Origin of the sequence: Flaviflexus sp., from assembly GCF_041440645.1 — a bacterium.
GTDB lineage: Bacteria > Actinomycetota > Actinomycetes > Actinomycetales > Actinomycetaceae > Flaviflexus.
This window is the reverse complement of sequence record NZ_JASDVN010000019.1, coordinates 31,626-56,215: the sequence shown is the minus strand read 5'-3', so window position 1 is coordinate 56,215 and position 24,590 is coordinate 31,626. Positions and strand designations below refer to the sequence as shown.

Annotated in this window: 22 protein-coding genes; 15 read left to right on the top strand and 7 right to left on the bottom strand. The window is 61.6% G+C overall.

What is annotated here, in order from left to right; genetic code table 11:
- Positions 1 to 4 precede the first annotated feature (4 nt).
- From gcvH to QMB98_RS02660, 3 genes are all read left to right on the top strand, one after another.
- Positions 5 to 379: a glycine cleavage system protein GcvH gene (gene gcvH / locus QMB98_RS02670; RefSeq protein ID WP_371684100.1), complete on the top strand. Its 375-nt coding sequence runs from the start codon at positions 5 to 7 to the stop codon at positions 377 to 379.
- Positions 376 to 3,282, top strand: coding sequence for an aminomethyl-transferring glycine dehydrogenase (gene gcvP, locus QMB98_RS02665; RefSeq protein ID WP_371684099.1), 2,907 nt, complete (start codon positions 376 to 378; stop codon positions 3,280 to 3,282). The genes gcvH and gcvP overlap by 4 nt, the downstream gene beginning before the upstream one ends.
- A gap of 143 nt (positions 3,283 to 3,425) precedes the next feature.
- On the top strand, positions 3,426 to 4,823 hold the full coding sequence (locus tag QMB98_RS02660) for an RNA polymerase sigma factor (RefSeq protein WP_371684098.1): 1,398 nt from the start codon (positions 3,426 to 3,428) through the stop codon (positions 4,821 to 4,823).
- A gap of 132 nt (positions 4,824 to 4,955) precedes the next feature.
- On the opposite strand, the gene QMB98_RS02655 is transcribed toward QMB98_RS02660, so the two are convergent.
- A complete protein-coding gene (locus QMB98_RS02655; protein ID WP_371684097.1) occupies positions 4,956 to 5,582 on the bottom strand; it encodes a PolC-type DNA polymerase III in 627 nt (208 codons plus the stop codon).
- Between the two features lie 220 nt (positions 5,583 to 5,802).
- Here QMB98_RS02655 and QMB98_RS02650 point away from each other — a divergent pair, with 220 nt between their 5' ends.
- From QMB98_RS02650 to QMB98_RS02635, 4 genes are all read left to right on the top strand, one after another.
- Positions 5,803 to 5,982, top strand: a complete 180-nt coding sequence (locus tag QMB98_RS02650) for a hypothetical protein (protein ID WP_371684096.1) — start codon at positions 5,803 to 5,805, stop codon at positions 5,980 to 5,982.
- Between the two features lie 114 nt (positions 5,983 to 6,096).
- The gene (locus QMB98_RS02645) at positions 6,097 to 8,190 is read left to right on the top strand and encodes a type IIA DNA topoisomerase subunit B (RefSeq protein WP_371684095.1); all 2,094 of its coding nucleotides are present in this window, start codon (positions 6,097 to 6,099) and stop codon (positions 8,188 to 8,190) included.
- 20 nt (positions 8,191 to 8,210) lie between these two features.
- Complete coding sequence (locus tag QMB98_RS02640) at positions 8,211 to 9,260, top strand: GNAT family N-acetyltransferase (RefSeq protein WP_371684094.1); 1,050 nt, start codon at positions 8,211 to 8,213, stop codon at positions 9,258 to 9,260.
- A complete protein-coding gene (locus QMB98_RS02635) occupies positions 9,260 to 10,207 on the top strand; it encodes a GNAT family N-acetyltransferase (RefSeq protein ID WP_371684093.1) in 948 nt (315 codons plus the stop codon). The genes QMB98_RS02640 and QMB98_RS02635 overlap by 1 nt, the downstream gene beginning before the upstream one ends.
- Before the next feature lie 115 nt (positions 10,208 to 10,322).
- On the opposite strand, the gene QMB98_RS02630 is transcribed toward QMB98_RS02635, so the two are convergent.
- Positions 10,323 to 10,940: an HAD-IA family hydrolase gene (locus tag QMB98_RS02630; protein ID WP_371684091.1), complete on the bottom strand. Its 618-nt coding sequence runs from the start codon at positions 10,938 to 10,940 to the stop codon at positions 10,323 to 10,325.
- Positions 10,941 to 11,129: 189 nt separating this feature from the next.
- Positions 11,130 to 13,541, bottom strand: coding sequence for a DNA topoisomerase (ATP-hydrolyzing) subunit A (locus tag QMB98_RS02625; protein ID WP_371684090.1), 2,412 nt, complete (start codon positions 13,539 to 13,541; stop codon positions 11,130 to 11,132).
- A gap of 88 nt (positions 13,542 to 13,629) precedes the next feature.
- On the opposite strand from QMB98_RS02625, the gene QMB98_RS02620 reads away from it, so the two are divergent.
- Both QMB98_RS02620 and QMB98_RS02615 read left to right on the top strand, forming a co-directional pair.
- Positions 13,630 to 14,745, top strand: a complete 1,116-nt coding sequence (locus tag QMB98_RS02620) for an alkaline phosphatase family protein (RefSeq protein ID WP_371684089.1) — start codon at positions 13,630 to 13,632, stop codon at positions 14,743 to 14,745.
- The gene (locus tag QMB98_RS02615) at positions 14,742 to 15,395 is read left to right on the top strand and encodes a thymidine kinase (RefSeq protein ID WP_371684088.1); all 654 of its coding nucleotides are present in this window, start codon (positions 14,742 to 14,744) and stop codon (positions 15,393 to 15,395) included. The genes QMB98_RS02620 and QMB98_RS02615 overlap by 4 nt, the downstream gene beginning before the upstream one ends.
- A gap of 184 nt (positions 15,396 to 15,579) precedes the next feature.
- Here QMB98_RS02615 and sepH read toward each other — a convergent pair whose 3' ends face one another.
- Positions 15,580 to 16,824: a septation protein SepH gene (sepH, locus tag QMB98_RS02610; RefSeq protein ID WP_371684087.1), complete on the bottom strand. Its 1,245-nt coding sequence runs from the start codon at positions 16,822 to 16,824 to the stop codon at positions 15,580 to 15,582.
- Positions 16,825 to 17,022: 198 nt separating this feature from the next.
- On the opposite strand from sepH, the gene QMB98_RS02605 reads away from it, so the two are divergent.
- Positions 17,023 to 17,322 carry a DUF4193 domain-containing protein gene (locus QMB98_RS02605; protein ID WP_371684086.1) on the top strand — a complete coding sequence of 100 codons (300 nt, stop codon included), beginning with the start codon at positions 17,023 to 17,025 and terminating at the stop codon, positions 17,320 to 17,322.
- On the opposite strand, the gene QMB98_RS02600 is transcribed toward QMB98_RS02605, so the two are convergent.
- Positions 17,297 to 17,764, bottom strand: a complete 468-nt coding sequence (locus tag QMB98_RS02600; protein WP_371684085.1) for a DUF3093 domain-containing protein — start codon at positions 17,762 to 17,764, stop codon at positions 17,297 to 17,299. The two genes, QMB98_RS02605 and QMB98_RS02600, sit on opposite strands and share 26 nt — an antisense overlap.
- An 85-nt stretch (positions 17,765 to 17,849) precedes the next feature.
- Between QMB98_RS02600 and QMB98_RS02595 the strand changes: the two genes are divergently transcribed.
- From QMB98_RS02595 to QMB98_RS02585, 3 genes are read left to right on the top strand one after another with little or no spacing between them, the layout of a single operon-like run.
- Positions 17,850 to 18,539, top strand: coding sequence for a DUF3710 domain-containing protein (locus tag QMB98_RS02595; protein ID WP_371684084.1), 690 nt, complete (start codon positions 17,850 to 17,852; stop codon positions 18,537 to 18,539).
- The gene (locus QMB98_RS02590) at positions 18,536 to 18,787 is read left to right on the top strand and encodes a hypothetical protein (protein WP_371684083.1); all 252 of its coding nucleotides are present in this window, start codon (positions 18,536 to 18,538) and stop codon (positions 18,785 to 18,787) included. Before QMB98_RS02595 ends, QMB98_RS02590 begins: the two co-directional genes overlap by 4 nt.
- Positions 18,784 to 19,527, top strand: coding sequence for a DUF3159 domain-containing protein (locus QMB98_RS02585; RefSeq protein ID WP_371684082.1), 744 nt, complete (start codon positions 18,784 to 18,786; stop codon positions 19,525 to 19,527). Before QMB98_RS02590 ends, QMB98_RS02585 begins: the two co-directional genes overlap by 4 nt.
- 291 nt (positions 19,528 to 19,818) lie before the next feature.
- On the opposite strand, the gene QMB98_RS02580 is transcribed toward QMB98_RS02585, so the two are convergent.
- Together QMB98_RS02580 and QMB98_RS02575 are read right to left on the bottom strand one after the other, a co-directional pair.
- Complete coding sequence (locus QMB98_RS02580; RefSeq protein WP_371684081.1) at positions 19,819 to 20,502, bottom strand: TrkA family potassium uptake protein; 684 nt, start codon at positions 20,500 to 20,502, stop codon at positions 19,819 to 19,821.
- On the bottom strand, positions 20,499 to 21,167 hold the full coding sequence (locus tag QMB98_RS02575; RefSeq protein WP_371684080.1) for a TrkA family potassium uptake protein: 669 nt from the start codon (positions 21,165 to 21,167) through the stop codon (positions 20,499 to 20,501). The genes QMB98_RS02580 and QMB98_RS02575 overlap by 4 nt, the downstream gene beginning before the upstream one ends.
- 49 nt (positions 21,168 to 21,216) lie before the next feature.
- On the opposite strand from QMB98_RS02575, the gene QMB98_RS02570 reads away from it, so the two are divergent.
- Positions 21,217 to 23,025 carry an amino acid permease gene (locus tag QMB98_RS02570; protein ID WP_371684079.1) on the top strand — a complete coding sequence of 603 codons (1,809 nt, stop codon included), beginning with the start codon at positions 21,217 to 21,219 and terminating at the stop codon, positions 23,023 to 23,025.
- Positions 23,022 to 24,185 (top strand): class I SAM-dependent RNA methyltransferase, encoded by a 1,164-nt coding sequence (locus QMB98_RS02565; protein ID WP_371684078.1) that lies wholly within the window; start codon positions 23,022 to 23,024, stop codon positions 24,183 to 24,185. Before QMB98_RS02570 ends, QMB98_RS02565 begins: the two co-directional genes overlap by 4 nt.
- Positions 24,186 to 24,590 lie beyond the last annotated feature (405 nt).

Sequence of the window (24,590 nt, the reverse complement as noted above, 5' to 3'; positions counted from 1 at the left end):
CACCATGTACCCCGATGATCGCAAGTACAGTTCCGACCACGAGTGGCTGACCGACCAGGCACCCGCGCGTGTCGGTATCACCCAGTTCGCGGCAACGTCGCTTGATGAGGCCGTCTACGTTGAGCTTCCCGAGGTTGGTGACACCGTGACCGCTGGTGAACCCTGCGGTGAGATCGAGTCCGTCAAGTCCGTGTCCGACCTCGTTGCGCCCGCCTCCGGCACCGTCGTTGCCATCAACGAGGCCGTGGTCGCCGATCCGAAGCTTGCAACCGACGATCCCCACGGTGAGGGCTGGCTCTACGAAGTCGAGGTCTCCGAGACTGCTGATGACCTCATGGACTCCAGTGCGTACGAGGCGCTTATCGCGGAGTCCAAATGACGGGGTTTGATAGGCGGCACGTTGGCACGTGGGGGAGCGACCGCGACCACATGCTCGCCACTATCGGGGTCAAGAGCCTCGACGAGCTCTCCGACATCACTCTGCCCGGTGGGCTCACCCGCTCCGCCATCGAGGGGCTACCCGAGGCTCACAGCGAGCAGCGGGTGCTGACAAGGCTCGAGGAGCTGAGCTCCAAGAACACGGTCCGCATCTCGATGATTGGGCAGGGCTACTACGACACCGTGACCCCGGCCGCGATCCGCCGCAACATCCTAGAGAACCCGTCCTGGTACACCGCGTACACGCCGTACCAGCCCGAGATCAGTCAGGGCAGGCTGGAGATGCTCCTGAACTTCCAGACGATCGTCTCCGATCTGACGGGAATGGACATCGCCGGCTCCTCCATGCTCGACGAGGCCACCGCCGTGGCCGAAGCCATGCTGCTCGCCAACCGCGTCGTCAAGAACCGGAGCAAGGTCCTTGCCTCCCCGGACATCTTCGATGCGACGAAGGCCGTGCTCCACACGCGGGCGACGGCCGTGGACATTGAGCTCGTCGAGTCGGACCTCAGCGCCGTTGAGGACGACGTTGCCGCAATCATCCTGCAGTACCCCGCGGCCTCCGGCCACGTGCCGGACCGGTCCGAGCTCGAGGCCATCACCCAGCGCGCACACGACGCCGGGGCTCAGGTCATCGTGGCCGCCGACCTGTTGGCCTTAACGATCTTGGATTCGCCGGCCTCGTGGGGCGCCGACATCGTTGCGGGTTCGTCCCAGCGCTTTGGTGTTCCCATGGCGGGTGGCGGTCCCCACGCTGGCTACCTCGCCGTCAAGGATGCTCACAAGCGGCAGCTGCCCGGGCGTCTTGTTGGTGTATCCAAGGACGTCGATGGTGCCACCTCCTACCGACTCGCCCTTCAAACGAGAGAGCAGCACATCCGCAGGGAGAAAGCCACCTCCAACATCTGCACGGCCCAGGTGCTTCTTGCCGTCATGGCGGCCGGCTACGCCGTCTACCACGGTCCCGAAGGTCTGCGACACATCGCGACCACGGTGCACGAACACGCGGTTCGTCTTGCTACCGAGCTTTCAGCGCGGGGAGTCGGACTCTCCTCAACGTCATTCTTCGACACCGTGGAGCTCACCCTTCCGGGCGGCGCCGATCGTGCGCTCGACCTGCTACTCGCCAGCAACATCACGGGATGGCGGGTCGATGACACAACGATCAGGCTCTCCTGCGATGAGAAGACGACGCCAGAGACCGTCGATGCGATCGTCGCCATCCTTTGTGGCGCCGAGAACGACCTCGTGGGGGACGTTGATGATCGTCAGAATGAGCAGTCGTCGATTGGGCTACCCCAATCCCTGGAACGAAGCGACGAATACTTGACTCATCCAACCTTCCACCGCTACCGCACAGAAACTCAGCTCATGCGGTACCTGAAGACGTTGGCGGACAAGGACTACGCGCTGGATCAGGGCATGATTCCGCTCGGGTCGTGCACGATGAAGTTGAACTCCGCTATCGAAATGTCCGCCATCACGTGGCCTGGGTTCGCCGCGATTCACCCGTTCGCGCCAGCAGCTGATCGGGCGGGCTACCTTGAATTAATCGAGGAGCTCGAGGATTGGCTGAGTGCCGCCACCGGGTACGCGGGTGTCAGCCTCCAACCCAATGCCGGCTCGCAGGGTGAGCTGGCCGGTCTGCTTGCGATCCGCAAGTACCATGACTCCCGTGGCGACGAAGGACGACGAGTCTGCCTCATCCCGGCCTCGGCTCACGGGACGAACGCGGCCTCCGCGGTTCTTGCGGGATTCCGGGTGGTTGTCGTTGCGACCGCCGCCGACGGCTCGGTCGACCTCAACGATCTCGATGCGAAGATCGAGGCAAACCGAGAAGAGCTTGGCGCGATCATGATCACCTACCCGTCGACGCACGGGATCTACGAAGACTCGGTGAGAGCCGTGTGCTCGCGCGTTCACGAGGCCGGCGGCCAGGTGTACATCGACGGCGCGAACCTCAACGCACTCGTTGGTGTGGCGCGTCCCGGAGACGTTGGTGGCGACGTCTCGCACCTCAATCTGCACAAGACATTCGCTATCCCGCACGGCGGGGGCGGTCCGGGAGTCGGCCCGGTTGCGGCACGTGAGCACCTTGTTCCGTTCCTGCCGTCTCACCCATACCGGGATAACGAGAGGACCGGTAACGAGTCCGCTTTAATGCCGGGACGTGGTGCTGTCGCTCAGGCGCCCTACGGTTCCGCGGGCATCCTTCCCATCTCCTACGCCTACATCCTTCTCCTCGGAGGGGAGGGGCTCCGCCTTGCGACGCAGTCGGCTGTCCTCGCCGCGAACTACGTGGCGGCCCGCCTCGATAAAATCCTGCCCGTTCTCTACCGCGGCCCGGGTGGGCTCGTTGGTCACGAATGCATCATCGACCTGCGTCCACTCCGAACCGAAACAGGAATCACCGTTGAGGATGTGGCCAAGCGACTCATCGACTACGGCTTCCACGCGCCCACGATGTCGTTCCCCGTTCCCGGCACGCTCATGATCGAGCCCACCGAATCGGAGGACCTTGGGGAAATCGATCGTCTCTGCGATGCTCTGCTCAGCATCCACGACGAGGCACGGAAGGTGTCGGAAGGGGAGTGGCCCGCGAAAGACAATCCTCTCGTCAACGCACCCCACACTGCCGCATCGGCTCTCGTGGGTGAATGGTCACATCCGTACTTGAGGGAAACGGCCGTCTATCCCGCGGTCTCCTCAGAGGCTTTGGCTAATCCTGGGGCTTTGTCGGCTCTTGTTGCGTCAAAGTACTGGCCGCCTGTTCGGCGGATCGACGGGGCATATGGGGATCGCAACCTCGCCTGTTCGTGCCCGCCGGTCTCGGAGTACCTATAGTGGGTTAGTCCGTTCCAGAAGTTCAAGATCACTGTTCCCATTTCGGTAAAAGTCGGGTATGGGAACAAATCTTTGCTTTCTGGCGTTGTCTATCTACAGGTCCTCTCTTTTGGAAGACCGTCCTCTAATTTGGAAGGTATTCAGTGTCTGAAGCGACTAAGACTAGAACCCCCGACACAGACGTGAAGGAGGATGTCGAGACGTCTGCGCGCCGTACCACGAAGAAGGCTGCGACGAAGACTACCGCGAAGGCTCCGACGAAGAAGGCGCCCGCGAAGAAGACCGCCGCGAAGAAGCCTGCCACCAAGAAGGCCGCCGCACATGCTGAGTCCGAGGTGGACGAGGTCGTCAAGCCGGACGTTGAGTCCCCTGACGAGCTCGATTCGGCTATCTCACCCGACCTTGATGCTGAAGACATCGAGGAAGAGGACGTCGACCTCGACGAGGAAGAAGACGACGTCGATCTCGAAGACGATGAGGACGACGATACCGAGAAAGACAAGGCCGAGGCCGGGGACAGCCCGACCCGCCGCTCCATGCGTCACGCCGAGGAGCGCACCGGACAGTTCGTTGTCAAGGACTCCGATAGTGCGGACGAGCCTGCCCAGCGCATTCACGTCGCTGGTGCTACGGCTGACCCCGTCAAGGACTACCTCAAGCAGATCGGTAAGGTTGCTCTGCTCACCGCAGAGGAAGAGGTTGAGCTGGCTCGACGCATCGAGGTTGGCCTCTACGCGAACTACATCCTGACCGAGGACCGAGACAAGATCAAGGACAAGGCTTACGAGCGCCGCCTCAAGTGGATGGTGCGCGACGGTCAGCTCGCCAAGAACCACCTGCTCGAAGCGAACCTGCGTCTCGTTGTTTCTCTCGCGAAGCGTTACACCGGCCGCGGCATGCTCTTCCTTGACCTTATTCAGGAAGGCAACCTAGGCCTTGTTCGTGCGGTCGAGAAGTTCGACTACACGAAGGGCTTCAAGTTCTCCACCTACGCAACTTGGTGGATCCGCCAGGCCATCACCCGCGCCATGGCGGACCAGGCCCGCACTATCAGGATCCCGGTCCACATGGTTGAGGTCATCAACAAGCTTGCTCGCGTGCAGCGTCAGATGCTCCAGGATCTTGGTCGCGAACCAACGACAGAGGAGCTCGCCAAGGAGCTCGACATGACCGAGGAGAAGGTCATCGAGGTTCAGAAGTACGGCCGCGAGCCCATCTCTCTCCACACCCCGCTCGGTGAGGACGGCGACTCCGAGTTCGGTGACCTCATTGAGGACTCCGAGGCAGTTGTGCCGACCGACCGCGTCGCGCACATCCTTCTTCAGGAGCAGATCCACCAGGTTCTCGACACCCTGTCCGAGCGTGAGGCCGGCGTCATCACGATGCGTTTCGGCATCAACGACGGTCAGCCCAAGACACTGGACGAGATTGGTAAGAAGTACGGCGTGACCCGTGAGCGCATTCGCCAGATCGAGTCGAAGACCATGTCGAAGCTCCGCCACCCGTCCCGCTCCCAGGTTCTGCGCGACTACCTCGACTAAGAGGCACGTCCTAACCAGTACGCACTGACATGAGGCCCTCGTAGGAGGGCCTCAGTCGTACCCGGAAGCAGCTTTCAGGGAATCACAGGTGTCTGGGGAGGGGGACTTGGGAAGTAGAACGCGTGAGATGCGTTAGGAACGAGTCCTGATGGGGCGCGGTGCCTGGGTGCCTACTGCACGAGTTGCACGTTCCCACTCGAGGGGTAGGATCTCGTCACCGAACCTGTTGGTCGCGACATGCATGTACCTTTGGCGAGTCTCCTCTGCGTACAGATAGAAGCGGAGAAGTTCGCGCGCGCACTCGGCATCGCCGAGGCTCCGATGATGGACGGGTCGTGCGATCCCGGCGCGCTCGAGGCAGGCAACCAGATTGTGCCTGCCCTCGGGCAAGTAAATGTATGACTGCTCCATCGTGCAGACCCCGATCTCTCGTGGCAGGTCGAGGGGGAAACCGTTCCTCTCAAACTCAGCATTGAGGAAGTCGAGGTCGAACCGCACGTTGTGGGCGACAAAGACTCGCCCTGTGATGAGTTCGTGGATGGTGGGAATCAGGTCGTGGAAGGAGGGGGCGTCAGTCAGGTCTTCGTCCGTGAGGCCGTGGATGTGTGTGGCGTCGACGGGCCGATGCGGTTGGACGAGGCTCGACCAGCGTTGCACGACGTCGCCATCATTATCGGCGATGATGATGGCGATCTCGATGATGCGATCCACCCGGGCATCAAGGCCCGTTGTCTCGAGATCGACTACTGCAAATTCCACGCTCCGATTCTCCCCCAGATCCGTCACCACCACGAAACGAATGCGCCCATTGTCCGGTTTGTCATACTGAGTGCGCTGGTCGGGGATGTAGAGGTCTCGTCGATCTCGGGAAATGGAGGTATTTTGGGCCGCAAGCGAACTCACACGGACGTTGGGATGAAAACGAAGTGAACTGTGGTTGTATATAAATGTGAGTACATCAGTAGTAGAACCAACGCCATTGACCGCGACAGACCGCTGCGACGCCTGTGGTGCACGCGCGTACGTCAAGGTTGAGCTCGAGTCCGGCTCGTTGCTTTTCTGCGGTCACCACGCCAACCAGCACCTCGACAAGTTGTCGGCAACGGCAAAGAACATTATTGACGAGAGGTCACAGCTCACGGCAGAAAGCGTGAACTGACAACGCAATCTTTCCACGAGTGCGGGCTTAAATCACATGTTGATTTAGCCCGCACTTTTTCACATTGGCGAGGCAATATGCGGTTATTGGGGCAAACTCCACTACCATCGAACGGTGCCTGAATATACCGCTCGTCATCTCTCTGTCCTCGAAGGCCTCGAGGCGGTCCGTAAGCGACCCGGCATGTACATCGGCTCGACGGACTCTCGCGGCCTCATGCACTGCCTGTGGGAGATCATCGATAACGCAGTGGACGAATCTCTCGAGGGTCACGCCGACCGCATTGGTGTGACACTTCTTCCCGACCGTTCTGTCATCGTTGAGGACAATGGTCGTGGCATCCCCGTTGACGAAGTTCCCGGTGTGCGCCTGTCCGGTGTGGAGGTTGTCTACACGAAGCTGCACGCCGGCGGTAAGTTCGGCGGCGGCTCGTACGCGGCTTCGGGCGGTTTGCACGGCGTCGGTGCGTCCGTTGTCAACGCCCTGTCCCAGCGCCTCGATGTCGAGGTCGATAGGGACGGCAAGACCCACTCCATGAAGTTCCGCCGCGGTGAGCCCGGCGTCTTCAAGGATGGGCGTAAGAAGTCCCCGGACAACGAGTTCACTCCCTTCACGACTGATTCGTCTCTCGAGATCACGGGCAAGGTTGCGAAGAAGAAGACCGGTACCCGCGTCCGGTTCTGGCCGGATCCGCAGATCTTCCCCGAGTCGACTTCGATGTCGCTCGACCAGATTCTTGGCCGCGCCAAGCAGACCGCGTTCCTCGTTCCCGGACTGACCCTCGTCATTCGTGACGAACGGGGTGAGGAACCCGTGGAGGAAGAGTTCAGGTTCGATGGCGGCGTTGTCGACTTCGTTGAGGAACTTGCCCCCGACGCTGCCGTGACCCGCACGATCCACGTGCAGGGGAGCGGTTCCTTTACCGAGACCGTCCAGACCCTCGACAAGAAGACAGGGCACCTTGTCCCGGTCGAGACTGAGCGCGTGTGCACCGTCGATGTGGCTCTAGCCTGGGGGCAGGGCTACGAGACAACCATGAAGTCGTTCGTCAACATCATTGCCACCCCCGTGGGTGGCACCCACGTCCAGGGTTTTGAAGCCGGCCTCACCCGCGCGCTCCGAAAGCTGATCGAGGGCAACACCCGCAGGCTGAAGCTGACAGCCAAGGACCCCAAGATCGAGAAGGAAGACATTCTCGCCGGCCTCACCGCCGTCGTCACCGTGTCCCTTCCGGAACCCCAGTTCGAGGGTCAGACGAAGGAGATCCTCGGCACCGGACCCGTCCGCGGCATTGTCAACAAGGTCGTGGGGGATGGTCTGATCGAGATCCTGTCGTCAACGAACCGGTCCCAGCGAGACGAAACGAACCGCCTGCTTGAGAAGATCGTGGCGGAGATGAGGGCGCGGGTTGCCGCTCGCCTCCACAAGGAAATCTCGCGACGCAAGAACGCGCTCGAGACCTCGACGATGCCGACGAAGCTCTCCGACTGCCGCTCCGAGGCCGTTGAGAACACGGAACTGTTTATCGTTGAGGGTGACTCGGCCCTGGGTACCGCGAAGCTTGCTCGCAACTCCGAGTTCCAGGCACTGCTCCCAATCCGAGGAAAGATCCTCAACGTTCAGAAGGCATCCCCGGCCGACATTCTGAAGAACGCCGAGGTCGCCTCGATCATCCAGGTGGTTGGTGCCGGTTCCGGTCGCACGTTCGACCTGGAGGCGGCGCGCTACGGCAAGGTCATTCTCATGACCGATGCTGACGTCGACGGCGCCCACATCCGCACCCTCCTGCTCACCCTGTTCTTCCGCTACATGCGTCCCCTCGTCGAGGCTGGCCGCGTCTACGCCGCCGTCCCTCCGCTCCACCGAGTCGATGTGATCGGCCGGGGCAAGGCCAAGAACGAGATCGTCTACACGTACTCGGAAGCCGAACTGACCGCGCTGCTGAAGAAGCTGGAGAAGCAGGGACGCAAGTACAAGGAACCCATTCAGCGATACAAGGGTCTGGGTGAAATGGATGCGGATCAGCTTGCTGAGACGACGATGGATCCGTCCCAGCGCACCCTGCGCAGAGTGTCGATGGCGGACGAGGAATCGATCCAAGCAGCCGAAAGCGTCTTCGAACTTCTCATGGGCAACGACGTCGCCCCGCGCAAGGAGTTCATCATCGACGGTTCCAGCGACGTGGATCGGGCCCGAATCGACATCTGAGCCCTGGTAAACTGTCGAGCATGGAGTCGAACCGCGTGACTGCGCGCGCTGGATCCCTCGATCAGCGTTTGCGAGTGCCCGTCAATCTCGAGTTCCCAGGATCCCACCTGGGGCTCTCGTGGGCATATCTCGGAGCTGACGATGTGAACGAAGTTTACGAACTGGACATGAGGTGCCGGCCGAACGATCGCCCCTCCCTTGTTCGTCGGAAAGAGGACCTCGAACCACTCCTCGGCGCGGCGCTAACGGCTCACACGTACGAGATGCTCGGCGGTCGCGACTCCCACGGCGAGCTCCGCGCAGTGGCAAAGGTGGCTCTTCTCGCGGGTGTCGATTCGGAGCACGTCAGCCAACTCGAGGCCTTCATTGATCCGCCATGGCGGGGGAGAGGCATTGGCCGCGCCCTCATCGACTGGCAGGACGGCAGGGCACGCCAGCTCATCTCGGCCGACGGTCGGGACCTCCCCGTCTCCATCGAGTCACGGGTTGTCTCGCACCTGACTGAGCGCCGCCGGCTCCTGGCCGCCGCGGGATTCAGCCCCAACCGCACCATTGAGTACCTCGTGCGCACTGTTGAGCGGAACGAGGAACCGAGCTCAGCGATTCAGACAAAGCTCGATGAAGCCCGCGTGGGCCTCATTCCATTCGATCCCTCCCTGGGCGAGGAGATCCGCACGGTCTTCAACCGCTCCCAGTCGCACAGGCTCGGTGGCAGGCTCATCCCATCACTCGATTTCGCTCGGGAAGCCGGCCAGATGGATCCCGCCCTGTCCTTCGTGGCCGTAACAAACGAGGATCCCCTCGTTGTGGGTTTCCTGCTCGCGCGAGTCGACGAAGGGGAGTTTGGCGCGGAGTCCAGAATCGTCTTCCTCGCAACAGAGCGCGGCTGGCGCAACCGTGGAATCGCGGACGCCCTCATGTCCGCCCACCTGCAAGCCTGCAGCGTAGCTGGGATCCGCGCGACCGGAACGACGGTCGATACCAAGCTCAACGAGTCTTCCAAGTCCTGGGTGACGCGCTGGGACTTTTTCCCGCGGTCAACCGACATCGTCTACGCCATCGAGATGTGATGCGGATTGAACTAACTCGGGATCGTCTGCCCGAACTCGTCAGCATGGTCGCCGTCATTGAACAGCACGACCGTTCACCGTTCCGTACACTCCCGTCCGAACTCGAAGACTACTTTGATTCCGGCATGGACACGGAGTCGCTGGGACTTGTTGTTAATGGTGTCCTCGCGGGCTACGGCGTGGTCCGGGTACCGGATGATGGTGGACCGCTCCGCTGCTCCGGTGGCACCCATCCCGACTACCGCGGATACGGTCTCGGCAGGCAGGTCATCCAGTTCTTTGACGCCTCCGCACGCAAGCTGGCGAAGGGCCGTCCGGACGCTCGCATGGAGGTTCATGTCGATGAGGGACGCGACGGCCTCATCGATCTTCTGGAACGGGCCGATTTCGAACCCGGTGGCGGCTACGTCCAGTTCCGCAGGGACCTCGCCAGACCACGTTCCCACGTTGAGCTTCCCAGTTTCTTCCGACTGCACCCGTGGTCGGAAGTGAAGGACACCGAGCTCGGTGCAACCTTCCGTTCTCAATTGGCCGAGTTGAGCGACGCTGTCGAATCCCAGTTCTTTACACCCGAGTGGTCCTTCATCGTGGTCGATGGTCGCTCCGATCGTGCGAAGCTCGCGGGCTACCTGCTGTCCCACAAGTATCAGCAGGACTGGTCGGCCTTCGGTTGGTCCGAGGGCTACACGGAGGAACTCGTGGTCCTTCCCAACTATCGCGGCCTCCGCCTTGCGACTGTCCTCCTCAATGCAGCTGCCGACGCCTACGAGGACTCCGGCGTGGAGTACGCGGGGATGGACATCAGCGTTGACGCGGAGGGAAACTCACCAATGCTGGACCTGTTCACCCACTTCGGCTACGAGCCGGTCCGTAAGACGATCCTCTATTCCCGGCCCGTGTTCCCGGGTGGGGAGGCTCCGCAGCCCGAACCCGGAGACATCTTCTAGACCCTCGCAAGAGTCAAGGGCAGCGCCGCCATGGAAAATGGCGGCGTCGTCATTCCAGGTAGCTTTACCAGTGGCTTTGGTCGGTCTTGGCTCTAGTCGGTCCTTGCTTTATCAGTTATTCAATGTGGGGCAGGAGTTCGAAGAGCGAACCGATGGGCTGGGCTCCCTCGTAGGTGGTTGAGATTCCCGCAGTCACCAGAAAGTAGGGGGTCACCCCAGTTGCGAGCGCCGCCTCCATGTCGATCCCACGATCCCCAACGGCCACGCAGTCCCGTGCCTCGATGTCGTTACGGGAGAGAATCACCTGAATCATCGTCGGATCAGGTTTGCGCGGGTAACCATCCGAGGCGCAGATCATGTCGTCCGCGATGAACCCCGTGGTGTCGAGCAGTTGCTGAGCTGACTCTCGATCGCGGTGAGTGACGACAAGGTTCTTGCCGCCGCTCTTGGTGCATGCAGCGGCAACATCGAGGGCTCCCGCCATGAGGGGAGCGGGATGAACCTCCCACGTCTGCTTGACCCGCTCGTAGCGCTCCTCAAAGAGGGAAACAGCGATCCCGGAGCGTTCGGATAATGTTTCGATGGCGTGATCGCGACTCACCCTCGTGAGGGCAGAGATCTCGGAGAACTCGACATCGACGCCGTGTTCGAGCAGGAGCTCACGGAACGCATTGTCGATCGATGGATACGTGTCAAAGAGCGTCCCGCCCATGTCCCAGACTATTGAGGTCATAGGGCCATGTTCTCAAACTTTCACGTTGATCAATGGATCAAAAGTCCGCGAAATCTAAGTCCTTCACTTCCGGGCTTACCACTTGTAAGTGAGCTGAACACGTCATGTGGGCGGATCAAGTGAGGATAGTGCCCCACGCTGCGACACCAGCGTGGGGCACTAAAGTGGTGCGACCTGCGCCGCACGTTCTTAGCCGATGCCGCCCACGATCGTGGTGAGCGGGGTACCGGATGCGTCGCGCTTCTCGTTGACCTCGGGAAGGTCGATGGGCTGACCACCGGTACCAACAGCGCGAGGATCGAGTCCGACCCAGGCGAGGGAGAGCATATCCTCGCCGCGCAGGAAGCGGTGGGTGCGGACACCGAGGGTGCCGCGTCCCTTGGCCGGGTAACGGTCGAGCGGGCTGACCTTCACCGAGCCGGTCTCCGTTCCGGGGAGTGCCCCGAAGGATCCGGTAATCGTGACGACCTTGGCTTCTGCCAGCAGATCACCTGGCACCACACCGAAGGCACGGACCACAGCGTCTTGTGCGAGCTTGATGCCGGCAATGCCCTGACCGGTGCGACCCTGGGGGCGGACGGCGTCGGCGCCGAAGCGAAGCAGGTACGCATCCGACGTGACAAGCACCAGCTGAGCATCGTCACCGGCATGACCCACTCCGACGATCGAGTCGCCTTCCGAGAGAGAGATGATGGCGAACTCGTCGGCCTTCGGGTATCCCGGCGTGACCCGCTTGATCTTGCCTTGGGCAGTCGCAAGAGTCACCGGGGTAGCATCCTCCTCGAGTGAGATGAGCCCAACCGGTTCGCTTCCCGGAGGTAGGAGTTCCTTGAGGGGGACGCCACCTGCGAGCGACGTTGTGCCCTTGGGGAGCGCAGGGGTGTCGACAACGTCGAGGCGGTGAACCTCACCGGTCGCGGTCACGACACCGATCTGGCCGCGGGTGGTGGCCGGCACGGACGAGACGATCGCATCGTGTGACTGCCGACCCAGGTTCTCGGGAACCTCTGATGCTCGAGCAATGAGTCCCGTGACGGAGAGTGCCACGTGGCAGGGTTCGTCGCTGACCTCAACGTCCTCATCGGCAATGATCTGCTCGGTGCCGTCGGACTCGAGCAGGATCGTGCGACGCGGGGTAGCAAACTGGCGGGAGATCTCCGTCAGTTCATCGGCCACGAGCTCCTTGAGGCGCTTGTCGGAGGCCAGAATCTCCTCAAGCTCGCCGATGGTCTTGAGCAGGTCATCCCGCTCGGACTCGAGCTCGAGACGAGAGAACTTCGTGAGTCTGCGCAGGCGTAGCTCGAGAATGTACTCGGCCTGCAACTCAGACAGGTCGAACACCTGCATGAGTCGATCACGTGCAGCGGCGGTATCGTCCGAGGTTCGGATCACCGCGATGACCTCATCGATGTCGAGGATGGCGATGAGGAGGCCCTCGACGAGGTGGAGCCTGTCCTTGGCCTTGCCGAGGCGGAAGCTGCTGCGACGCCTCGTGACGTTCACGCGATGGTCGACAAAGACCTTGAGGAGGGGAAGCAGGCCGAGGGTCTGCGGCTTGCCGTCGACCAGGGCCACGTTGTTGATACCGAACGAGTCCTCCATCGGAGTCAACTTGAACAGCTTTGAGAGGATCGCGTCCGGGTTGACCGTGTTCTTCACCTCGATGACGAGGCGGAGCCCGTGGTGACGGTCGGTGAGGTTCTGAACGGACGTGATGCCCTGGATCTTCTTCGACTGCACGGCAGTCTTGATGCGCTCAATGACCTTCTCCGCACCCACCTGGTAGGGGAGCTCGGTCACGACGATTCCCTTCTTGCGGGAGGTGACGTTCTCGATGCGGGTGGTGGCGCGGGTCTTGAAGGTGCCGCGGCCTGTTTCGTAGGCCTCGCGGATGCCGCTGAGACCGACGATCTTGCCGCCCTCGGGCAGGTCCGGACCGGGAATGAACCGCATGATGTCGTCCAGGGTGGCATCCGGGTTCGCCAGCAGGTGCTTGGCTCCCGAAATGACCTCACCAAGGTTGTGGGGAGGCATGTTCGTTGCCATGCCGACGGCGATGCCGGTGGCGCCATTGACGAGCAGGTTGGGGATGGCAGCGGGAAGGACATCGGGCTGCATGTAGGAGTTGTCGTAGTTCGGAACCATGTCGACGGTGTCCTCGTCGAGATCCCGGGTCATGGCAAGGGCGGCCGCCGTTAGGCGGGCCTCCGTGTAACGAGAAGCTGCGGGACCATCGTCGAGGGAGCCGAAGTTTCCGTGACCGTCGATGAGGGGCAGGCGCTGGGTGAACGGCTGCGCCATGCGAACCATGGTGTCGTAGATGGCGGCATCGCCGTGGGGGTGGAGCTTGCCCATGACCTCACCGACAACGCGGGAGGACTTCACGTGGCCGCGATCGGGACGCAATCCCATCTGGTCCATCTGGAACAGGATGCGGCGTTGCACGGGCTTGAGACCGTCCCTCGCATCCGGCAGTGCGCGGGAGTAGATCACCGAATAGGCGTACTCAAGGAATGAACCCTTCATTTCCTCCGATACGTCAATATCGACGATGTGCTCAGCAATATCGGTGGGAATGCTCGTGTTCTTGGGTTTTGCCATTGGGCCATTATTCCATGGCGCACCTTGGGAATCTGTGAGGCAGAGCCGCTTCGGGGCGTGGAGGTGGTCACCCACTAAGCTGGTACGCATGACAGATTTCAGACCCTGCGTGACAGACGTCCTTGCCGGCGCCGCCGGTGTCCTCGGCTACGACCTCCCTGGTTTGGATACGACTCGATCCCGCACGGTCCTTGAACTGCCTGATGCGTCGAAGGTCGTTGTGGTCCTTGTTGACGGCCTCGGGTTCCACAACCTGTCTGCTCGCACCGGGCACGCCCCCTACCTCAGGCGTAGGCTAGCTGATCGGCCCGACCCGATCTGGACCGTGTCCCCATCGACCACCGCGGCTGCCGTCACGGGGCTTGGGACGGGACTTCCTCCGGGGCAGACCGCGATGGCGGGGTACTCGCTGCGGGACCCGAAGACGGGTCAGTCCTTCAGCCTCATCTCGTGGAACACGGATCTGCGGGCCGAGGACTGGCAGCGCCAGGAAACCATCGGGGAAAAGCTCCTGGAACAGGACCGCGAGTTGGCTATCGTCCAGCCAGCCAAGTTCCTTGGCTCGGGACTGACGAACGCCGCGTGGCGAGGCGGCAGGCCGGTCGTGGGAGAAACACTGGACGACAGGGTCGACGCCGCCCTCGGGGCGCTCAAGACAACGGATCTCGTGTACCTGTACTGGGGCGAGGTCGATCACGTGGGACACGGTCAGGGCTGGAAGTCGGACCGGTGGATTGCTGAACTGGAGTTGCTGGATGGCGGGTTGGCTCGTCTATCCCGGCAGGTGCCTGCCGACACGATGATCATCGTCACTGCCGATCACGGCATGATCGATGTTGAGGAACGCATCGATGTCGCGGACGTTCCCGAGCTGGCGGCGGACATCACCCTGCTGGCGGGTGAGGAGCGCGCCGCGCAGATCTACACGGACAAGCCGAATGACGTGGCCGCGAGGTGGCGGGACTACCTGGGTGATCGCGCAACCATCATGGCGAAGGACGAGTGGGTAGAATCGGGACTTCTTGGTCCAGCAAGTGAGCAGACCCGCTCCGTGATTGGTGACGTCATTGCCTTCTCTCATGGCAGACTTGGCATCGGCGATTCGCGCTTCATGAGCGCGGGCGTCCTCAGCATCATCGGTCTGCACGGCTCGCTGACCGATGAGGAAATGCACATTCCCTGCCTAGTGGAGGTCACGTCTTGAGCGAGCTCGTTTTCTTTTCCGGAACAATGGACTGCGGCAAGTCGACCCTTGCCCTCCAGCTCGCATACAACCGGAACGCGAGGGGACTCGAAGGACTCATCTTCTCCCGCAACGACCGCGCAGGAGAGGGCCGACTCTCGTCCCGCCTCGGACTTGACGTACCTGCCATCGAGGTCACGTCCGACACCAACATTTGGAAGCTCATCACCGATCGGAGGATGAGGGGCGAACGCGTCGACTTCCTCGTGTGCGACGAGGTCCAGTTCTATTCCGTGGAGCAGGTCGAGCAGCTCGCCCGCATCGTCGACGAGATCGAGATCGACGTCTTCGGGTTCGGTATCACCACGGACTTCCGGACGAAACTCTTTGCTGGTTCGGCACGAATGATGGAGCTGGCGGACCGGGTTGAAAGGCTCCAGGTCGAGGCACTGTGCTGGTGCGGTGCCCGCGCAACCCACAACGCACGCACCGTTGGTGGCCTCATGGTGACTGAGGGTGAACAGATCGTCGTCGGAGACACGGGCAGCCAGGAAGAAACCGGCTACGAGGTTCTGTGCCGCAAGCACCACCTGCGCTCCATGACCGCAGCATTGGTTGGGGCCGCCCCCATCACCGAGGATGCTCTGCCCCTCGGAGAAACCGACAGCTAAGTCCGCTGCTCCGAAGATTCTTGATGGCAAAAGCAATTGTTTGTCGGCGACTGATCGTCGGCGATGAATGATCAGTCGCTGACAGTTCTGCCTTAGTCCTCATGAACTGTGCCCCGATCTCCAACAGGCGATCGGGGCACAACGTCACAAGTGTGGAACTCTGGCGAGTTCGTGGGTCTGGGATCTAGTCCTTCGACTGTCCGAAGACGATCTCGTCCCACGACGGCATGGCCGGACGGTTGCTACCGCGCTTGCGGCGCTTCGGGGCCTTGGACTCCGGATCCTTGAACAGCCCGTCGTCCTCGGTGGCCTCGTTCTTCTCAACATCCGCGGAAGTCGAGTCAGTGTTGGTGGCCTGAGCGGGGGAGGAGGGGCTAGCGGAGGACGCGGCCGACACTGCGGCAGAGGAGTTGGATGAGGGAGCGTATTCTGGCTTCGCGGTCGGTTCCGCGCTGCGCGCCGACGAGCTAGCTGGCCTTGCCATCTTCGGTCCATCAAACTCACCCATGTCCAAGTTGGGTGTGCGTGAGGGACGCGGGGGAAGGGAGAGGACTGTCGCGTCCGTTGCTTCCTCGGGGCGGGATGCCGGGGGATGAGCAGCGGGCGGAATATCATCCGAATCGTCGATGCTGATCGCCTGCTTCGTGCCCCTGCGCGCGGAGAGCGTGTCGAGCATGGAGACGATCGAGCTGTCGGAGTCCTTGGAGTTGCTCTCCTGCGGCTCAGGATCCGTGGCTTCCGGTGCGGATGCGACGGTAGCTGAGGATGCGTGAGTCTCGGTGGCGCTGACTGCGCTCTGCAGAACGACCTCGTCCTCCTCTGCTGAGTGGAGGGGAGAGACGGAGAGTGGACGCCACGGCGAATCCTTGATCGGGATCTCGGTTTCGGACAGCCAACGTGCCTCATCGTTCAATGCGGTCAGCGAGCTGGTCTGCTGGTTGATGCTCCAGCTTGCGACGGTCTCGCGGCCGGCCACGGTGTAGGTAGCGGTCAGTTGCCAGTTCTTGCCTGGTTCTCGGATTGCGCTCCACGCGATACTGTCAGATGCGACATCTCGGGACTTAAGCCTCGATGTGACGAGTTCTTCCACGGTGAGTGCGCCGATCTCGTGGCCGATCCGATAGGAGCGTGCCTGGGTGGCTGCGTACTCGCGTTCAGCAAGGATGGGGAACTCGTAGGGGGAGAGCTGGGAGGCCGGCATGGAGGTCAGTTCGGAGAGCTCTTCGAGGGTGCGGCCGGCGCGGAAATGGGCCTGAATGTCGCGCGGAGACATGGGTTTGGGGTCCTCTGTCGGGCTCACGACACGGTCGCGGCGCAGTGCCGCACGCAATTCATCAGTAATGGGTAGGGAGTACCGGTTACCGTCTGAATCGTTCAGCGTCATGTGGTTTCCATCGGGCTGTACCCCAAGAAACTCGAGCTCGAGCATGTGTGTCCTCCTAGATGACATCTCCTACCAAGGGTGCCAGCTTGTAGCGCAAAAAGCCGGCAATCTTCTCGGAGTGTTCACTAGTTTAGCTGGCCTCCTTGACGGGAGCATTCAGGGACTTGCATAATTCGCACGAATGGGGCAATAATGTCCCCGCTACCAGGTAGGTAGCGAACCTAGGGTATGGAAGCGTACATAATGGCGACTGATTACGATGCACCTCGCAAGCGGGACGAAGATATCGAGGAGGATTCTCTCGAGCAGTTGAAGACCAGGCGCTCTGATCATCAGTCTGGTTCAGTGGATGTCGACGAAGCTGAGGCCGCAGATTCCTTTGAGCTCCCCGGAGCTGACCTGTCGAACGTTGAGCTGTCTGTCGCAGTTCTTCCCGCACAGGAAGACGAATTTACGTGCTCTGAGTGCTTCCTTGTTCACCACCGTAGCCAGCTGGCGTACGAGAAGGACGGCATGCTTATCTGCTCGGAGTGTGCTTCTTAAGGGAGTCAACGAGCCGGCCGGGGTGACGGGAACAGACCACCCACGTCGCAATTGGGTCGCTGTCGTCAGTGTTGTCAATCGCTACCCCCGTCTTGATCCAAGGCGAGTAGCAGACAAAATCCCGGCCGGATGACTCCACCCCGAGCTTTTTGTGGAGACCGTCCTCGTCAAGACCCCTGGCCTCGCCCAAGTAGGCGAGGTCGATGTGTGCCCTGCCGCAATGCAGTTCAATACCAGATGGTCCAGCGCCGGACTTCGTGATTGAGACCTTCGGAGCCATCGCCCACATGACGAGCGGTCCCACGATCGCCAAGGTGGTGACGGCGACGAGCGTGACGAGCTGAGAAAATGGCAATCCCAGCAGCCCAAACATGCCGCACAAAACCGCTGCTGAAATAAGAACTGAAGCTTTCGGGGTGAGCTTCTCCGAGTAGTAGGTCACCCTAGTAGCATCCCATCAATACCGCGCATCCAACAAACCTATCTCTTGGTAGGGTGGTATCGATCAATATTGAAAGGCGCAAGAATTGGCATTCTTCTCGCGACGCAAGAAGCAGGAATCCGAACCCACCGACGTAGTCGAGGAGACCACCGAGGTCGCGGGCGAGGACGCTCCCGCTCAGCGCGGACCACGTGATATTTCCGAGGTGGAGTCCGTTGAGGGCATGCACAACTTCGGAGTACTTCACCTACCCAAGAAGTCCGGTGTTCGCGTCCAGTTCACCATTAACAAGCGCACGAGGGCAGCGATCGGCGCTCTCGTTCAGTTCGCCGGCACCTCTGTCACCCTCAATGTGTATGCCGCGCCCAAGCACACCGCTCTCTGGCCCGACGTTCGTGACGAACTTGCCGAGACCGTGATGGGTGATGGTGGCACAGCCAATTTCCGTGAAGGACCCTTCGGCCCCGAGATCGAGGCCATGGTTCCCAAGAAGGGCGTGAACGAGATCCGTCACGTCCGCTACGTCGGCTTCGATGGTCCCCGCTGGTTCCTGCGCGCCACCGTGGAGGGCGAGGCAGTCTCGAGCGCGGAGGTGCGGGAAACGGTCTACAAGTACTTCGATGAGATCGTCGTCGACCGCGGCGCGGAACCCCACCCTGTGCGTGACCTTCTTGAGCTGGAGATGCCGGAGTCGGCGCAGGAGCGCGTTGAGGCCAAGTTGGGGAAGATCCCGGCCGGCAAGACCCGCGGCCCGGAACTGCCGGAGCTTGCATGAACGTCACCGGTGAAGTCGAATTCACCGGACGCATCCAGGCGCTCACCCTCCCCGCGGTGAATGCCCATCCCACTTTCAAGGTCCAGGTCGTCAGCGATGACGACCTGGTAGAACTCGTTTTTGTAGGTCACCGTCACCTGCCCGGCTTCCGGGTGGGCCGGAACCTCACGGCACGGGGTAAGCTCCTACGAAGCACCCGTCAGGTGATGTACAACCCGATCTACTGGCTGAAAGCAGACGATTTATGACCACACCAGATCCCACGGACATTCCCAAGAAGGGCGGTCTCGCGTCCGTCGTGGCCGACGACTTCTCCATCTGGGAGGCAGTCGGTGGCGTGCGCGGACTCATCGAAACGGTCCTGCCGTCGGTCCTGTTCGTCGTGGTCTTCACCATCACCGGTGAAACCGTCCCCGCCGTGCTGACGGCGGTGGGTACGTTCGCTGTCTGCCTCATCGTGCGCCTCATCCAGCGCATCGACATCACCCCGGCACTAAGCGGAGCTATAGGTGTGCTCATTTCTGCCGTGTGGGCGTGGCGCTCGGGTGAGGCCGAGAACTACTTCGCCATGGGGCTATGGACCAACGGAGCCTACCTTGCAGCGTTCCTCATCTCCATCATCGCCACGTGGCCGTTGATCGGCGTGGCCGTGGCGGTCCTCAAGGGTGAGGACCAGTCATGGCGTACCGACCCGGACAAGGCGGGTCTCAAGCGCCGCTACTACATTGCCTCGTGGCTCTGGGCCGGCATGTTCGCCCTCCGCCTTGCCATCCAGCTGCCCCTCTACCTTGCTGACGATCAGGTTGAGGTCCTCGGCATCGCGCGCGTCCTTATGGGACCGTTTCTCTTCGCAGTGGTCGCGTGGTTGACCTGGGTCCTGTGCCGTGTACCGGGCAAGAAGATCATCGTCGGCGAGCACGCCGAGGAGGATACGTCCGAAGCCGGCGCGCTAGCCGAAGGCAACGACGCGAAACGGTCAGAGCAGTAGATTTCAATCCCTCGACACGTCGTTGTGGAGCGTCGCAACGACATTGCTCTCAGCAGTTGCACAAGACTATCCTTGAAAAGTGTCGACTGTCTTGAAAAGTGTCGACTGTCTTGAAAGGTGTCGACTGTCCTTGAAAAGTGTCGACTGACTTGGAAAATGTCGGAGGCCTTTGGAAATCTCTGTGGCCTTTGGAATTATCGACGGCCTTTGGACATACCGAAGCACCACGATCGGGGTTTGAGAACCGATCGACGAACCTAGGATCACTCCTGCTGGACTACATCTGCTTGGCTACTCCTGTTCGGTGACGTCCGCTCCCATAAGCTGACCGATGAGGTCGAGATCGACTTCCGCTTCCTCGGAGAGCAGCAGGAGGATCTGATCCCCACCCTCGAGGGTGAGGTCGCGTTCTGCGTTGAGCGGGGTGCCGTCGCGCACGATTGCCGTCACCACTGCGCCCGCGGGCAGAATGACCTCGCCAATCGACATGCCAACCACGGGAGCTGAGTCGGTCAGGTGGGTCTGGTAGAGGGACGTGCCGGACCTGTGGAAGCTCGTCATACGCACGAGATCGCCCTCGGACACGGCCTCCTCAACGAGTGAGGTCATGATGCGGGGGGTCGATACTGGAACGTCCACGCCCCAGTTCTCATCAAACAGCCACTCGTTACGGGGATTATTGATGCGAGCAATGACGCGGGGAACGCCGTAGACGAGCTTGGAAAGCATGGAGGTTACGAGATTGGCCTTGTCGTCACCCGTGGCCGCGACAATGACATCGCAGTCCTCAATGCCGGCCTCGGCGAGCGCCTGTGGATCGCACGCGTCGCCCAGCAACCAGTCCACGTCGGGAACGGATGCGACCCTCATGGCCTGGGTTTCCTTGTCGATGAGGGTGATGTCGTGAGACTTACTCGAGAGTTCTCGCGCGATCGAGCGACCAACCGATCCCGCGCCCGCGATGATGACCTTCACTCTGACTCCTCCCGAGGACCCTCGGCCAAAACGGCTTCGATCTGACGGATGTTGGTGGGTGCGGCAACAACACGCACCTCATCGCCCTCTTGGAGGACGGTGTCGTAGCGGGGAATGACACCCTCGCCGCCGCGAATGAGGAACGCGACCCGCAGGGGGAGAAGGTTCTCCAGTTCCGCCACAGACCTGCCCAGCCAGGGAGTGCCGAGCTGAACGTGATAGATCGACAGCTCAGCAGTCGAGTTCCGCAGCTCCACCTGAGCGGGAAGGGGAATGAGGCGGCGGATCACCTGATCAGTCGTCCACGACACGGTCGGGACCGTTGGGACACCGAAGCGTTCGTAGATCGCGGCGCGCTCGGGATCGTAGATGCGGGCCACGACATTGGAGACACCAAACGTTTCGCGCACAACCCTGGCGGCAATGATGTTCGAGTTGTCGCCAGAGGAGACGGCGGCAAAGCCGGCCGCCTCTGCGATGCCGGCCTCCTCGAGGGCCTCCCGGTCGAATCCGACACCGGTGACCTGCTGCCCCTCGAAACTATCCGGGAGCCTGCGGAAGGCCTCGGAATCCTGATCGATGATGGAAACGGAGTGGCCGCGATTACTGAGTTCGACCGCGAGGGAGGCACCCACTCGCCCACATCCCATAATGACGTAGTGCACGGAACGTTACGCTACCCCAAGTCGCTCCGTGGCGTAGCCTGAATCCATTATGAATGTCGTACACGCACCGGGTGAATATCGGCAGCTGCGGATCGTAACCGCGGGTGGCCTTGCCTTCCTAGCACTCATCCAAACCCCGCACTCAATCCTGCGTGCGGGCATGGGTGTTGGTCACAGCGTGAACTATGTTGAGGTGCTCGCGATCGGCGTCGTTGTCCTTGCCGCGACCTGCCTCGGGTACGGCCTGTTGGCACGCATGGTGTCCCGCACGGCGGATCACCGCCTCGTGGCCCGCTACGTGTCGGACGTGCCCTCCGTCGTGACGGCAGCATCCAAGCTCGTGGCCTACGTGTTCGTCGTTGTGCTCGCGGCCGTCATCGCCGTCAACTCTCTCATCCCGATCCTGGACCTGCGCATTGTCTCGACCCCGATCATTACCTCGATCCTGATTCTCGTGCTTGCGCTACCTTCCATCTTCTCCCATCAGCCGAACGCGAAGCTGCTGAAGTACGCCATGGTGCCCGCAGCTGTTGGGATGATCGCCATCATCGTCACGGGACTGTTCCTCGAACTCATCGATGGAATCAATGTTGGCAACGCGATCACGGGCGGCACCATTGAAGGACGAGCCGGCACGGGACTCGAGTGGCCGCTCGTGATTGCCGCCGTCGGGGCGTGCCTTCCTGCCGCTCTCACGGGATTACTGACGGAGCGTTCCTTCGGCGAGGCATCGGTGCGCCGCGTGTCGGTCCAATCCGTTCTCGCGGTCCTCCTTCCCACGACACTGGTTATTGCCGCCAGCCTCTATCTGATGCACCTGGTGGAGATGCCAACGAACGTTCGGCTCTCCCCGCTTCTCGCACTCGGTGAGATCTTCTTCGGAACAACCGGTGCCGCGATCATCGGCATTGCCTTCTTTGTTGCTGCGGTGGGGATCGGCTTCGCCGCCTACTCGCAGGTCGCCCTCTACCTGCGTGCCCTCGCAACGGACGGAATCCTGCCGAAGAACATGGCCCCCGCCGATGCTCACCGCCCCCGCAGGATCGTCATCATCGCGATCGCGGTTGCCTGCTCGGCCGCCTCGCTGCTCATGGAGACCTCCCTCGGGGTTTCCACGGGCCTCGTGGTGGTACTTTTTGTGGCCTACCTGCTCGTCATGATTGGGCTCATTGCTCGTGGCCGGAAGATCATGAGGGACTCGACGATCCTCGAGGAACGCAAGGACGGCAAGATCTCGATCAGGGTTGGCTTGCTCCTTGGTCTCCTGGCGGTGGCGGTGTTGGTGCTGGCGGCACTCGTTCAGCCCTTCTACACGATCGTTGCTTTCGTTGTTCTACTCGTCCCCTCGATCATCCTGCTCCTGTTCCGCAGGGGCAGGGGCAAGGTTGTCGAGACCCTGGCGGCAGGCGACCTGTCGCAGGGCAGGATCCTGCCCACCCGCGTGCACGCTATCGTCCTTGTTGAGCGGCTCGACCGCCCCACCCTTCAGGCCATCTCCTACGCAAGGGCAACGAGGCCGTCGACACTGACAGGACTCGTCGTTGACGTTGATCCGAGCAACACCGAGGCACTGACCCGTGACTGGCGGGCCGCTGAATTGCCCGTCGAGCTCCGCATCCTCGGCACCCCGAGGGGAGCGGCACGCCGCCCCGTCATCGACCACGTGCGTTCCCTCCGGAAGGCGGCGCCACGAGACATCGTCATCATCTACGCGCCCCGCGTTGTCTCCTCCCACGCCATGTGGAAGCGCTTCTTTGTTAGGCATTCAACACCTGCGCTCCTGTCTGAGTTGAAGTTGGAGCCGGGTGTTATCGTGGCTGAAGTTCCCTACCAGTTGGAAGATAGTGAAGAGCAGTGAAACGTGAGTTGGTGGCGGGTAATCCCGTCCATGGTGGATATACGCTGGCGCGGGACGACGGCCGCATCATCCTCGTGACCGGGGCAGTCCCCGGTGAACGTGTCGAGGTCGAGATCGACGACAGTCAAAAGACCTGGAAGGGCACGGTCACAAACGTTCTCGAGCCGTCCCCTGATCGTGTTGATCACGTATGGAATGAGGCGGGGGGAGCGGAGCTCGGTTACCTCAAGCGTTCCGCCCAGCTTGCCTGGAAGACCGCTGTTCTCGAGGACTCCATCAACCACCTTGGCGGCAAGCTCGGTGAGCACCTCAAGGACCGCGGACTCGGCATCAACGTTGTCGAGGTCGGACCGGGCCTTGGCACCAGAACTCGCCTCGACCTCGATGTGGACGGCGATGGCAGGCTTGCCATGCACGGGTACGCCTCCAGCGACCTCGTCGCCATAGAGTCGATGCCGCTCGCAACCGAGAACATCAACGCCATCATCGAGAACCAGGACGAGTGGGCCGGCACATGGCGGCCCGGGGACCGCGTCCGCATCGTCGACCCCTCGGGTCAGGGTACCGTCGTTGCCGTCGGCAAGGACGTCTATCGGGCACCGGGGGAGAAGACCTCCACCCGCGTTCTCGAGCGTGCCGCCGGATATTCGTGGGAGGTCAGCGCCACCGGCTTCTGGCAGACCCACGAGAAGGCACCCGTCACGCTGCTCGATGCCGTCCTCAAGGGCGTTCGCCTCGAAAGCAAGGACCGCGTGGCCGAGTTCTACGGCGGTGCTGGACTGTTCACCCTTCCCCTCACGAAGGAGGCACGTTCTGTCCGCATGTGGGAAGGCAACGCCGCCGCCGTCAGGGACGCGAAGCGCAACGCTCCCGATGCTCGAATCACGCATGCCGCGATTAACGCCAAGACACTTGCCGAGGGCTCCAAGGGCGCCGATGTCGTCATCGCCGACCCGTCGCGAGCAGGTCTTGGTATTCCCGGAGCGAAGGCCATCGCCAACTCCGGCGCTCAGGCCATCGCCCTGGTCTCGTGCGACCCCGCCGCCATGGCCCGCGACGTCAGCACCATGGTCGCGGAGGGACGAAACGTCATGTCGCTCGCATCTTTCGATCTCTTCCCGCACACGGCCCACATCGAGGTCGTCACCGTCCTCGCCTAACCAACGTGCCCGCCCCGCGTTCCCGGACGAGTGGCGGGCACGCGCGAGCAACCGGAGCCCGCTGATCCCCGCAGCGAGCAGCGAACTCGAGAAGAACCGTGCACGATGCTCGATGGCGGGCGCGTGCATGACGCTCTTCGCAGTGCTCTCCCGCCCATGACGTTGTCATCGTTCGCGTGCTGATCATTACTTCCCAATAGAACGGTTCTTGTGCGTGTACCGGAGTGCCCTGAATTGTCCTTTTGACGTGGATAAGAGTCACAGTTCCCATCGTGAACATCTGTCCCAAGGGGGCAATGGAACGGGGTGGGGAGGGTAGTCTATAGGCCAGAGTGCAACGGGAGACAACCGAGGGCTGGCACGTGACTGGCCACTGTGCTCGGGTTCCAAGCGACCACTTTTGGA

Excerpts from the sequence above, each read along its gene's own strand:
- sepH (WP_371684087.1), bottom strand. The coding sequence starts at position 16,824 with ATGCTCGAGCTCGAGTTTCTTGGGGTACAGCCCGATGGAAACCACATG.
- QMB98_RS02570 (WP_371684079.1), top strand. The coding sequence starts at position 21,217 with ATGAATGTCGTACACGCACCGGGTGAATATCGGCAGCTGCGGATCGTA.
- QMB98_RS02605 (WP_371684086.1), top strand. The coding sequence starts at position 17,023 with ATGGCGACTGATTACGATGCACCTCGCAAGCGGGACGAAGATATCGAG.
- gcvH (WP_371684100.1), top strand. The coding sequence starts at position 5 with ATGTACCCCGATGATCGCAAGTACAGTTCCGACCACGAGTGGCTGACC.
- QMB98_RS02585 (WP_371684082.1), top strand. The coding sequence starts at position 18,784 with ATGACCACACCAGATCCCACGGACATTCCCAAGAAGGGCGGTCTCGCG.
- QMB98_RS02590 (WP_371684083.1), top strand. The coding sequence starts at position 18,536 with ATGAACGTCACCGGTGAAGTCGAATTCACCGGACGCATCCAGGCGCTC.
- gcvP (WP_371684099.1), top strand. The coding sequence starts at position 376 with ATGACGGGGTTTGATAGGCGGCACGTTGGCACGTGGGGGAGCGACCGC.
- QMB98_RS02635 (WP_371684093.1), top strand. The coding sequence starts at position 9,260 with ATGCGGATTGAACTAACTCGGGATCGTCTGCCCGAACTCGTCAGCATG.
- QMB98_RS02630 (WP_371684091.1), bottom strand. The coding sequence starts at position 10,940 with ATGACCTCAATAGTCTGGGACATGGGCGGGACGCTCTTTGACACGTAT.
- QMB98_RS02625 (WP_371684090.1), bottom strand. The coding sequence starts at position 13,541 with ATGGCAAAACCCAAGAACACGAGCATTCCCACCGATATTGCTGAGCAC.
- QMB98_RS02640 (WP_371684094.1), top strand. The coding sequence starts at position 8,211 with ATGGAGTCGAACCGCGTGACTGCGCGCGCTGGATCCCTCGATCAGCGT.
- QMB98_RS02620 (WP_371684089.1), top strand. The coding sequence starts at position 13,630 with ATGACAGATTTCAGACCCTGCGTGACAGACGTCCTTGCCGGCGCCGCC.